The 12,096-nt window shown below is 44.8% G+C and carries 8 protein-coding genes; 1 reads left to right on the top strand and 7 read right to left on the bottom strand.

Translation table 11 applies throughout. The features are described from left to right. Positions 1 to 43: 43 nt before the first annotated feature. The 5 genes from H171_RS23170 to H171_RS23150 all read right to left on the bottom strand — a co-directional run bounded on the left by H171_RS23170 (position 44) and on the right by H171_RS23150 (position 5,758). A complete protein-coding gene (locus H171_RS23170) occupies positions 44 to 322 on the bottom strand; it encodes a hypothetical protein (RefSeq protein ID WP_100307220.1) in 279 nt (92 codons plus the stop codon). A 560-nt stretch (positions 323 to 882) separates the two neighbouring features. Further along, on the bottom strand, positions 883 to 2,154 hold the full coding sequence (locus H171_RS23165) for a diaminopimelate decarboxylase (RefSeq protein WP_100307219.1): 1,272 nt from the start codon (positions 2,152 to 2,154) through the stop codon (positions 883 to 885). A gap of 186 nt (positions 2,155 to 2,340) precedes the next feature. Further along, positions 2,341 to 3,777, bottom strand: a complete 1,437-nt coding sequence (gene pyk, locus H171_RS23160) for a pyruvate kinase (protein ID WP_100307218.1) — start codon at positions 3,775 to 3,777, stop codon at positions 2,341 to 2,343. Positions 3,778 to 3,792: 15 nt separating this feature from the next. Continuing rightward, positions 3,793 to 4,638 (bottom strand): rhomboid family protein, encoded by an 846-nt coding sequence (locus H171_RS23155; RefSeq protein ID WP_100307637.1) that lies wholly within the window; start codon positions 4,636 to 4,638, stop codon positions 3,793 to 3,795. A 178-nt stretch (positions 4,639 to 4,816) separates the two neighbouring features. Continuing rightward, a complete protein-coding gene (locus tag H171_RS23150) occupies positions 4,817 to 5,758 on the bottom strand; it encodes a magnesium transporter CorA family protein (protein ID WP_025229923.1) in 942 nt (313 codons plus the stop codon). 251 nt (positions 5,759 to 6,009) lie between these two features. Here H171_RS23150 and H171_RS23145 point away from each other — a divergent pair, with 251 nt between their 5' ends. Next, positions 6,010 to 10,272, top strand: a complete 4,263-nt coding sequence (locus tag H171_RS23145) for a 2-hydroxyacyl-CoA dehydratase (protein ID WP_100307217.1) — start codon at positions 6,010 to 6,012, stop codon at positions 10,270 to 10,272. A gap of 208 nt (positions 10,273 to 10,480) precedes the next feature. Here the strand turns inward: H171_RS23145 and H171_RS23140 are convergent, their stop codons facing one another. Continuing rightward, complete coding sequence (locus H171_RS23140) at positions 10,481 to 11,329, bottom strand: DUF6179 domain-containing protein (RefSeq protein ID WP_100307216.1); 849 nt, start codon at positions 11,327 to 11,329, stop codon at positions 10,481 to 10,483. Beyond that, positions 11,319 to 11,777 carry a DUF6323 family protein gene (locus H171_RS23135; RefSeq protein ID WP_100307215.1) on the bottom strand — a complete coding sequence of 153 codons (459 nt, stop codon included), beginning with the start codon at positions 11,775 to 11,777 and terminating at the stop codon, positions 11,319 to 11,321. The genes H171_RS23140 and H171_RS23135 overlap by 11 nt, the downstream gene beginning before the upstream one ends. Between the last annotated feature and the right edge of the window lie 319 nt (positions 11,778 to 12,096).

The raw sequence follows: 12,096 nt of genomic DNA, 5'->3' as shown, positions 1-12,096 counted from the left end.
GTAAAAGGATAGGAACAGGAAATAAGCACCCTTCAACCAATAGCTACTCTAATTCAACACCTTTTAGATATAATTGCTGCAGAATAAAATCATTTATTCGATTATTAATCTCCGTTTTATCATATAAGCCATTACAAATGTCATAAAACGCACCTACACTAATCTCACAGACAATTTTTTTACTTCCTCTTTTCCTTTCAAACTGGAAAATTCCATCATCATAAAATATTGTATAATCTTCATTACTCTCCAGTCCTCTTAAACAATTCCTTATACTCTTATTTCTGAAAGTACCAGGAAATAAATGCCAAGATCTACCCATTATATCTCTCACCTCCATACTAATATTATATACCAAGAATTTTTGAAAGAAAGAACATATCACCTACAAATTTCGATGTTTTTTTCTTATTTAACTAGCTCTTGCTGCAAGTCACATTTTCTTTAGCTTGTTATTTCGTGCTATATATAAAAAATAGAGTCAATCGAATATTTGCAATCCGCACTCCTGCTTATGAGGTAAAAAACAGGCTTATGGGAGGTCCAAAGCGAGTCCTGATTTTTTTTGCAGCTTTAACTAGATCTGATTTTTTTACGCAAAGATTGAATTAAGAAAATCTTCATAATCTATTCAAACAATATACAAACTTTTCTAGAGTCGGTGTGTTATACTAATACCATAAGAAATGCACAATGTATCAATTATCCTTTCACCCTTTTTGAAATCCGAAAATCCTAAGAAAAATCTCCCCTGTGTCATGTGGCACAGGGATTTTTCTGCCCAAATTAAGAAAATACACGGTTTGTAAATAAAAAATGGAGAGAAGTTTCCTGAATCACCGGAAACCATCTCTCCTTCCTATATAATTTCTTACGAAAATATTAATATTTCATATCCTTCAGCACATCGCAAAAATCAAAGGTAGCAAAATAATCCCTGGGCGTTTCGGCCCTGCGGATCATCTGAACGGATCCATCTTCTTTTAAGAGCAGCTCCGCAGACTTTAATTTCCCGTTATAATTATATCCCATGGCAAAACCATGAGCTCCCGTATCGTGTATGAAAAGCAGATCGCCTACGGATATCTCAGGCAGGTTCCGGTCAATGGCGAATTTGTCATTATTTTCACAGAGAGAGCCCACCACATCATATTTATGGCCGCACACCTCACCCTCTTTCCCCATAACAGTGATATGATGATATGCCCCATACATGGCCGGTCTCATCAAATTAACTGCACAGGCATCCACGCCGATGTATTCCTTGTGGGTATGCTTCTCATGAATGACCCTTGTTACCAGTCCGCCGTAAGGTCCCAGCATGAAGCGTCCAAGCTCTGTGTAAATAGCCACATCTCCCATTCCTTCCGGCACCAGAATTTCTTCATATACGGCTCTGACCCCTTCACCGATGGCCTTGATGTCATTGGACTCTTCCCCCGGACGGTAAGGGATTCCGATCCCACCTGATAAGTTTATGAAAGAGATATGGGCTCCCGTCTCCTTTTTAAGCTTTACCGCAAGCTCGAAAAGCACCTTTGCAAGAAGAGGATAATATTCATTGGTTACCGTGTTGCTTGCTAAAAATGCATGAATTCCGAAGTTTTTGGCTCCATTGCTTTTCAATATACGGAAGGCCTCAAACATCTGCTCGGTCGTCATCCCATATTTGGAGTCTCCCGGATTATCCATAATGTCATTACTGATCTTAAATATGCCGCCCGGATTATAACGGCAGCTGATGGTCTCCGGAATATGCCCGATGGCTTTTTTAAGAAAATCAATATGAGTGATATCATCCAGATTGATGATACCGCCGATTTTGTCCGCATACTGGAATTCCTCGGCAGGCGTGTCATTGGACGAAAACATGATATCAGAACCGGTAAAGCCAAGGCAATCAGACATCATAAGCTCTGTCATGGATGAACAGTCTGCTCCGCACCCATGATCCTTTAAAATATTCAGGATAAATGGGTTGGGCGTGGCCTTTACCGCAAAATACTCCCGGTACCCTTTATTCCAGGAAAACGCCTCCTTTAACTTCTGGGCATTCTCCCTGATTCCCTTTTCATCGTATAAATGAAAAGGTGTTGGATATTCTCTCACGATTTCTTCTAACTTTTCCTTAGTAACAAATGGTCTCTTGTCCATAGCTTTCCTCTCCTCTCGTAGCTTACCATATGCAAAAAGAGCCTGTCTCCGGCACATCTGCTGTAAGCTACATTGTACCGGGGATAGACTCCTTTGTCTACACTTTTTTGTATAATTATTCATAGAAGGGGCAATCCGCAATGCACGCTTGCAGATCCTGCGTTTTTACTTACTCACGGGCATCCCTTAATCTACGGTTACGATCCTCATGATGTTGGTATGAGCTGCCGGCTCATTTTTTCTTACCGGATTTACTACACCGGCAGTTACCACTACCGTTTCATTTTCCTTGACAATGCCTTTTGACTTTAACAGCTCCATGGAGGAATAAATCAAAACGTCCGTGGACTCCGCACGCTTTCCATGGAATGGCTTTACGCCCCAGTATAACTGCATCTGGCGAAGGGCAGAAGCACTTGGTGACAGGCCGATGATCAGGCTTTCCGGTCTCCATTTGGATAACAGTCTTGTCGTGAAGCCGGTGATGCTTGGAGCAACAATTACTCTGGCTCCCAGATCATGGGCAGTGGCAACAGAAGAATAACATACAGCATTGGATACATTATGCACATTAACAGCAGAAACCTTGCGCTCTCTGTATGCGCTGTAATCCAGATGCTTTTCTGTCTCCTCTACGATGGACGCCATCATGGAAAGAGCTTCAACCGGATATTTACCCATAGCGGTTTCGCCGGAAAGCATTACAGCATCCGTTCCGTCATAAACTGCATTAGCCACGTCCGTTACCTCTGCTCTGGTTGGGCGGGGATTGCGGATCATGGAATCTAACATCTGGGTTGCCGTAATAACAGGTTTGCAGGCCTCGTTACATTTTTCGATGATTCGCTTCTGGATGAACGGAACCTCCTGGGCCGGGATCTCAACTCCCATGTCGCCGCGGGCAACCATGATGCCGTCGCTGGCTTCGATGATATCATCCAGGTTTTCAATGCCTTCTGCGTTTTCGATCTTGGCAATTACGGCCATATTGGAACCATGATCATCCAGGATTTTCTTTATTTCGTTAATGGCATCAGCGGTACGCACAAAGGAAGCTGCAATGAAATCAAAGCCCTGCTCGATACCAAACTTTATATCCATTTTATCCTTATCTGTAAGTGCCGGAAGCTTTACCTTAACATTAGGAACATTGACGCCTTTTCTCTCTCCCAGCTCACCGCCGTTAATGATCTTGCACGTAATCTCTTTGCCCTTTACCTCGATGACTTCCAGTTCAATCAGGCCATCGTCAATGAGGATACGGTTTCCTGGGACTACATCTTCATTCAGGCCACCATAGTTTATATGTCCTTTTGTTTCATCTCCAACGATTTCCTCTGTTGTCAGGATATAGATTTCTCCCTCTTTCAGATTCACCTTTTTGCCATCCTTCAAAAGTCCGGTACGGATCTCCGGTCCTTTTGTATCAAGTAGCGCTGCAATCGGAAGATCAAGTTCCTCACGGATGCTCTTCAGTAAATCAAGGCGCATCTTCTGCTCCTCGTAATCACCGTGTGAAAAGTTGAATCTGGCAACATCCATGCCGTGCTCGGCAAGTGCCTTCATCATTGCGTAATCGTTGGTATTAGGTCCCATGGTGCAAATAATCTTGGTTCTCTTCATCGTTATCCTCCGTAGCTAGTTGGTCGTATCACCGGTTGTGGGGTTGGACGGTGTTACATGTTTATGTGTATACAAATGCTCAGAACAGTATTCATAACTGCCTTCGCATTTTGAACAATAACGGAATTCCAGGTTTGGGGAGTCTTTTTCGGTCCGCCCGCAAACGGCACACCGGTGGTGTGTCCAGCCCTGGGGTTTTATCTTCATCTGCTTATTAAAATTTTGCTTTCTCCTGATCTCTTTCGGATTGAACCGGCTTAAATTCCGTGTCAAAATAAAAAAGATGATGAAGTTCAATAAGGACATGAATATCGTGACTCTGGTCGCTATATTACCAGTGATAAAGCCATACAGGAAATAAATTCCGTTAAAGATGGCCAGCCATTTGGCTTTTATAGGAATCACGAAAAACAAAAGGAATTCCAAATCCGGAAATGTGGCGGCAAAGGCAAAGAACAGGGAATAATTGAGAAATTCCGTTGTCAGATATACCGTCTTTCCCATGAAAATATACACGATCAGCGCCGCCGCAACATGACCGATGACTCCCATGAAGAAATAGACGTTAAAACGGAATGCTCCCCAGATCCTCTCTAAGTTTACTCCCAGCATGTAATACAAATACATGCTGATCAGGCTTAAGAACGTGCCGCCTCCCGGCGGGTAAATCATAAAAGTGGCTATTCTCCACACCTGGCCGCTAAGTATCTTCCCGGCGTCAAGGGACAGGTACTGCCAGTAAAATCCCGGTGCAAGCATCTCCATTAAGAGTCCCACACCATACATACCGATGATATAGTACATCAGATTCGGAATCGCATACTTTCTGAATCTGTGTTCAAAATTATAAAAAAACTTCATGCTTTCCTCATTTCTGCCCATGCCTTTTGGGCATAAAGGTATACCCGCAGGGTGTTTCCTCATTTCTGCCCATGCCTTTTGGGCATAAAGGTATATCCGCAGGGTGTTTCCTCATTTCTGCCCATGCCTTTTGGGCATAAAGGTATACCCACAGGGTGTTTCCTCTTTACTGCTAAAGCTAAAACAGATCCTTTTTAGAAAAAATCCACGCTACAATCAGCGTCAGGGCCAGCGTCAGACCTAAAACGATGATAAAGCCATGAGGATTATCCGCAAAAGGCATGCCAAGGGAATTAACATTCATTCCGTAAAAGCTTGCCACCATAGTTGGTATGGACATAACAATGGTTATGGTTGCCAGAAACTTCATTACAATATTTAAGTTATTGGATATGACGGAAGCAAAAGCATCCATGGTACCGCTTAAAATCCCGCTGTAGATGTTTGCCATCTCGATCGCCTGCTTGTTCTCTACAATGACATCCTCCAAAAGCTCCGTATCCTCAGGGTACTTCTTGATTTTTTCGTTTCTCATCAGTTTTTCAAGCACCATCTCATTGGAGCGTAAAGATGTGGTAAAGTATACAAGGCTCTTTTCCAGCTCCAAAAGCTCGATAAGTTCCCGGTTCTTAGTGGATTTATGAAGCTTCTCTTCCACCTCCCCGCTCTTTTTGTCTATAATCCTTAAATATTGCAGATACAAAGATGCATTCTTATAAAGAATCTGCAGGATAAACCGGGTTTTCATATAGGTGTGGAAATCCCTCACCCTGCCGTCCATAAATGCATTAAGAACTGTAGTGTCCTCCAGACAGACTGTAATGATTGCATCTTCAGTTGTTATGATACCCATTGGTATGGTAACATACCAGTCCTTGCCGCCGCGTTCCTCTATGGTGGGAACGTCTACCAGGATAAGCGTGTAATGATCCTCCGTCTGGATACGGGAACGTTCTTCCTCATCAAGAGGAGCCCTTAAGTCATCGGGATCGATTTTACAGGTATTGGCGATTTCCAGGATCTCTGTGGCAGTAGGATTTGTAAGGGCGATCCAGGAACCGGGAGAAAGCTCATCCTTTTGCTGAATCAGGCCGTCTTCTGTTTTATAAATCTGAATCATAGCATTTCTCTCTTTCACTGAAAAATCTAAATAAACGTTGGCAGACTTTGACTTATACATTATAATTTCCCAGGCCATTTTTGTCAAATGAAAAGGAACCCCTTTTCGTTAACTTAAACAAATTTTACTAGATTTAACATTTTTTTAGCATGTTATGGCAATTGTATTATTTCTTATTTTATGTTAAACTGATGTTCGGTGAGTCAGCAACTTACTTTTACACAAAAGGAGGCAGGGGATACCCCGCACATATGATTACATATAACACATTAGGAATTGATATTGGTTCCACAACGGTTAAAATAGCTGTATTAAATAATGACCATGAGATCTTATTCGCTGATTATGAGCGGCATTTTGCAAACATACAGGAAACACTGGCAGGCCTTTTAAAGAAGGCCTTTGATAAGTTGGGCCCTATGGAATTACGCCCTGCCATCACAGGCTCTGGTGGATTAACTCTGTCCAAGCATTTAAAGGTTCCCTTTGTTCAGGAGGTGGTATCGGTCGCAACCTCTCTTAAGGATTATGCCCCACAGACCGACGTGGCAATCGAACTCGGCGGAGAAGATGCAAAAATTATTTACTTCACCGGCGGCATTGACCAGCGTATGAACGGGATCTGTGCCGGTGGCACCGGGTCCTTTATCGATCAGATGGCAGCGCTTTTACAGACCGATGCCTCCGGTTTAAATGAATATGCGGCCAATTATAAGGCCATTTACCCCATTGCCGCACGCTGCGGCGTATTTGCTAAAACGGACATCCAGCCGCTCATCAATGAAGGGGCTACCAGGGAAGACCTTGCCGCTTCCATTTTTCAGGCGGTGGTGAATCAGACCATCAGCGGTCTGGCATGCGGAAAGCCCATCAGGGGCCATGTAGCCTTTTTAGGCGGCCCGCTCCATTTCCTTCCGGAGCTTCAGAAGGCATTTGTCCGCACCCTCCATTTATCGGGAGATGAGATCATCGCTCCGGAGCATTCCCACTTATTTGCTGCCATTGGTGCGGCCATGAATGCAGAGGAAAATCAAGAAGGGGACAGCTCCCTGGAGGAGCTGATCAACCGCTTATCTTCCGGCATCCGGATGGAATTTGAAGTAAAGCGCATGGAACCCCTGTTTGCAGATCAGGCTGATTTCGACGCATTCATAGACCGCCATAACAGCCACTGCGTTAAAACCAGTGATTTAACCACCTACCATGGAAAATGCTTTTTAGGCATCGATGCAGGCTCCACCACCACAAAGGTGGCTCTTGTAGGCGAAGACGGCACCCTGTTATATAAATTTTACAGCAGCAACAACGGAAGCCCGCTTGCAACAGCGATCCGGGCCATGAGTGAAATCAAGGAACAATTGCCAAAAGACAGCCAGATCGTATGGTCCTGTTCGACAGGATACGGAGAAGCCCTCTTAAAATCAGCATTCCTGCTTGATGAAGGAGAGGTGGAGACCATCTCCCACTACTATGCGGCAGCCTTCTTTGAACCAAAGGTTGACTGCATCCTGGATATCGGCGGGCAGGACATGAAGTGCATCCGCATTAAAAACGGCACCGTAGACAGCGTTCAGCTGAACGAGGCATGCTCCTCGGGCTGCGGCTCCTTTATCGAAACCTTTGCCAACTCTCTGAACTACCAGGTTGAGAATTTTGCACAGGAAGCCATATTTGCCAAGAACCCAACCGACTTAGGGACCAGATGCACGGTATTCATGAATTCCAACGTAAAGCAGGCCCAAAAGGAAGGGGCCGAAGTATCCGATATTTCTGCAGGGCTTGCTTATTCAGTCATTAAAAACGCCCTGTTTAAAGTAATAAAAATTACAAATGCTTCTGATCTGGGCCAGCATGTGGTAGTCCAGGGCGGTACCTTCTATAACAATGCCGTTTTAAGAAGCTTTGAAAAGATTGCAGGCTGCGAAGCCATCAGGCCTGATATTGCAGGTATCATGGGAGCCTTTGGCGCTGCTCTTATCGCGAGAGAACGCTATGAGGAATCCAAAACAACCACCATGCTGAGCCTGGATAAAATTCTTGGGCTGCATTATGAAACCTCCATGGCCCGGTGCAAGGGCTGTACCAACAACTGTGTGCTTACCGTTAACCGTTTCGACGGAGGGCGCCAGTTTATTACGGGAAACCGCTGTGAACGAGGCCTTGGCAAGGAAAAGGCAAAGAGGGAAATACCAAACCTCTTTGATTATAAAAACCGCCGTATGTTTGATTACGAGCCCCTTAGCCCGGATCTTGCAGAGCGGGGCACCATCGGCATTCCCAGAGTCTTGAACATGTATGAAAACTACCCCTTCTGGGCTGTTTTCTTTAAGGAATTGAAATTCCGGACCGTGCTATCCCCTCAGTCCACCAGAAAGATCTATGAGCTGGGCATTGAATCCATACCAAGCGAATCGGAATGTTATCCGGCAAAGATCGCCCACGGACATATTGAATGGCTGATCAAGCAGGGAATTAAAACCATATTTTATCCCTGCATTCCCTATGAACGGAATGAAACCCCCGATGCAGGAAACCATTTTAACTGCCCCATTGTCACCTCCTACGCGGAGAACATCAAGAACAACGTAGAAGGTATTAAATCGGAAAATATCCGCTTTTTAAACCCGTTCATGGCATTTACCAACGAAGAAATACTTGTCGGACGCTTAACAGAGGTATTTGTAAAGGAATTCCAGATTCCGGCTTCTGAAGTTGCAGCCGCCGCCAGGAAGGGCTGGGAAGAGCTTATGGCTTCCAGGTCCGATATGGAGAAAAAGGGCGAGGAAACTCTAAAGTGGCTGGAAGACAACGACCGGCATGGTATCGTGCTGGCTGGCCGCCCGTATCACGTGGATCCGGAAATCAACCACGGAATCCCGGAACTTATCACTTTCTATGGTTTTGCGGTGCTTACGGAGGATTCCATTTCCCATCTGGCTGAAATTGAACGCCCTCTGGTGGTTACTGACCAGTGGATGTACCATACAAGACTTTACCGGGCCGCCGCTCTCGTAAAAAAAGAGAGCCGCCTTGACTTGATCCAGCTGAATTCCTTTGGCTGCGGTCTGGATGCAGTTACTACAGACCAGGTTAATGACATCTTAACCGGCTCCGGCAAGATCTATACGGTTTTAAAGATCGATGAGGTCAATAACCTGGGAGCTGCCAGGATCCGTATCCGCTCCCTGATTGCGGCACTGCGGGTGCGCGACAAACGCCACTACGAGCAAAAGGTGGTCACCAGCGCTTATCATCGGATTATGTTTACCAAAGAGATGAAGAAGGATTACACCATCCTCTGCCCTCAGATGTCTCCCTTACATTTTGATTTGATTGAACCAGCCATCCGTTCCTTTGGCTACCGGGTGGAGGTCCTTCAAAACGACAACCGCTCTGCCGTAGATACCGGATTAAAATACGTAAACAACGATGCCTGCTACCCGTCCCTAATCGTGGTAGGCCAGATCATGGATGCACTTCTTTCCGGTAAATACGATTTAGACCGCACTGCGGTATTCATGAGCCAGACCGGAGGCGGATGCCGGGCTTCCAATTATATCGGCTTCATCAGGCGCGCCCTGGAGAAAGCAGATATGGGGCATATCCCGGTCATTTCCGTCAATGCAAACAACATGGAGTCGAACCCTGGATTCACCATCACTTTGCCCATGCTGACAAAGGCCATGCAGGCAGTGGTATACGGCGACGTCTTTATGAGAGTGTTATATGCAACACGCCCCTATGAGAAGGTACCCGGTTCAGCCAATTCCCTTCATGACAAATGGAAAGAGGTGTGCATCGAATCCCTGTCCAGGAAATCCCCGGACATGATGACATTCTCCCGTAACATAAAGGGAATTATCAGGGATTTTGACAATCTTCCAAGAACTGCCGTTCAGAAGCCCAAGGTAGGAGTCGTAGGAGAAATCCTTGTTAAGTTTTCACCTCTTGCTAACAATCACATTGTAGAGCTGCTGGAATCAGAAGGCGCAGAAGCCGTTATGCCGGACCTGATGGACTTCCTTTTATACTGCTTTTACAACAATAACTTTAAGGCCCAGAAATTAGGCGGCAAAAAGACCACCGCAGCCTTGTCCAATATGGGAATCTCCCTGTTGGAATATTTCCGCAGGACTGCAAAGAAGGAGCTGTTAAAGAGCAAACACTTCACAGCCCCGGCCCACATCGGAAATCTGGCGGATATGGCTAAGGAATTTGTATCCATCGGAAACCAGACCGGCGAAGGTTGGTTTTTGACCGGAGAGATGCTGGAGCTGATCCACAGCGGCACCAACAATATCGTATGCACCCAGCCCTTTGGCTGCCTCCCCAACCACATCGTTGGAAAGGGCGTCATTAAGGAGCTGCGGAAAGCTTATCCTGATTCCAATATCATTGCCGTGGATTATGATCCCGGCGCAAGCGAAGTAAACCAGTTAAACCGTATCAAGCTGATGCTCTCCACCGCCCAGAAAAATATGCGCAGAGGGGAAAATCCATCAGAAACGGTGTAATAAATAGATACCGGGAAGAGACGAACCATCTTCCCGGTATTTTTATATTTCCCTTCATTTGCGTACATTCTATGATTCATATCTTTCTATTGACAGCCCCTGCATGGCTATATTCTGGAGGCGGTCACTGAACAACAAGCCTGCTCTTTTGCATATGAAGGAACTTCTATGGAGTCATGAAATTCAAAAGTTTCCCTCTGCTTTTTGATTATATGGCCAGAATGGAATTCACGCACTGGTTCTTCACTGCATTTCTCAGCTCGTAGCAAAAATCATGCAGATCGGTCTTTAGATAATCCCCCAATTCTTCCAGTCCATCATACCCGGACTGAAGCAGTTCATCAACCAGTCCCTTCATCTCCTGTTCCAATGAAACCGTGTTGTTTCGGTTAACATAATTTATCAGCCGTTCCAGTTCCCATGGGGTATATCTCTGTGTGTTAACTCTCTTACCTGCCATTAGACAGCCCAGAATATTCCGCAGTACAATTCCTGCAAGGTTGATGATCAGTTCCCCCTGATCCGGGGAATAGGCCCTCAGCACATGAAGAACATACTCATCCGGTAATTTCCCAAGGAAAACCTGTTCCAGACTGACACATTTTACAAAAGCGCTTATAGCGTCAATTCCCTGCAAAGTATACACTGGATACAAAACCGGATAATCCAGCGTAAGTATATGATTCTGAGGCTGAAAACGGGGATCATAATACAAAAAGAAGGAGGAGATTCCTTTGGCAAACGTATCGTAATAACACCGGTTTTCATAATACTTAAAATCCGGTATTATTTTGTTATACAGAATCTGGGTTTCCTTCACTTTCTTTTGAACCGCCTCATATCCCAGGCTATAGGCCCTTTTTGCCACAGACTTCCCATCCATAGAGAGAAGCTCCTGCCCTTTTTCCCCATCTCCTTCGTACTCATGGATACAGTACAAAACAGCTTCCATGAGCTGCCTCGCTTTTTCATAGGTAATGGAAGTACTTTCCTTTCCCGTATACTTATCTGCTAATTCTGCTACGATTGGCATTAACTCTTCCGTCTCAAAACTCATCGTCTTCTTCCTCATACAGATCTAATCCCAAGCGGATGCGTCTGGCAAAAGCCTCCAATCCAGTGTCCTCCAGATGATCAAGAGAGCCCTGGCATGGTCCGTCAAACTGGTCCTTCATAAATTCGATCAGTTCATCATCGGTAATTTCATCCAATGATTCATTTTTATATAGGTAGAACATATCCTGAAGTCTTCCCAGGGAATCCACGTAATTATCCTGATAAATATACGGGGAATCGCAAAATGCAAAAATCAGTTTCGGAAGGATGCCCTCCCCGAATTCCACCCGTTCCTGTTCCTTTAATGCATTTTTCCTCTCCCCGATCAACAGAGATGCCTCCTCATCCGTTAAAACAAGGCCAAACCTTTTTGTATAATCATTGGCCGCTTTTACCCTGGCAATCTGAAATCCGTCGTTTGCAGTCTGTAGCCACTTCCCATCATCCATAAAAAACCCTCCAATCCTCTGATAAATACAAAGTCTACTCCAGACTGGGCAAAATAACAAGACTTGAAAAAAAGTCAATTTTATGGTATGATTATTGCATAAGAGATAGGAATTCCTGTCTCTTTTTTTTATTTTTCTGCTCTTTTTAGCCCAGGCCATCTCTGATTTCAATTCACTATTTCCAGACCCAGGAATAGCTTCCAGAATATGGTGAGATTACAGTTTTCTTAAATTCTCCGACTTTTCTTACGCATTCTTACGCCTTTTTTACATCACTTGACCTTAGACCTACTCCATGGTTTAAAGTCATTCCATCAGC

The sequence above is a fragment of the [Clostridium] celerecrescens 18A genome (assembly GCF_002797975.1).
GTDB lineage: Bacteria > Bacillota > Clostridia > Lachnospirales > Lachnospiraceae > Lacrimispora > Lacrimispora celerecrescens.
This window is presented reverse-complemented; position numbering and strand designations above follow the sequence as displayed.

What these genes read in the sequence shown, in the direction of transcription:
- H171_RS23135 (WP_100307215.1), bottom strand. Translation starts at nt 11,777, where the DNA reads ATGGATGATGGGAAGTGGCTACAGACTGCAAACGACGGATTTCAGATT.
- pyk (WP_100307218.1), bottom strand. Translation starts at nt 3,777, where the DNA reads ATGAAGAGAACCAAGATTATTTGCACCATGGGACCTAATACCAACGAT.
- H171_RS23150 (WP_025229923.1), bottom strand. Translation starts at nt 5,758, where the DNA reads ATGATTCAGATTTATAAAACAGAAGACGGCCTGATTCAGCAAAAGGAT.
- H171_RS23140 (WP_100307216.1), bottom strand. Translation starts at nt 11,329, where the DNA reads ATGAGTTTTGAGACGGAAGAGTTAATGCCAATCGTAGCAGAATTAGCA.
- H171_RS23155 (WP_100307637.1), bottom strand. Translation starts at nt 4,638, where the DNA reads ATGAAGTTTTTTTATAATTTTGAACACAGATTCAGAAAGTATGCGATT.
- H171_RS23165 (WP_100307219.1), bottom strand. Translation starts at nt 2,154, where the DNA reads ATGGACAAGAGACCATTTGTTACTAAGGAAAAGTTAGAAGAAATCGTG.
- H171_RS23145 (WP_100307217.1), top strand. Translation starts at nt 6,010, where the DNA reads ATGATTACATATAACACATTAGGAATTGATATTGGTTCCACAACGGTT.
- H171_RS23170 (WP_100307220.1), bottom strand. Translation starts at nt 322, where the DNA reads ATGGGTAGATCTTGGCATTTATTTCCTGGTACTTTCAGAAATAAGAGT.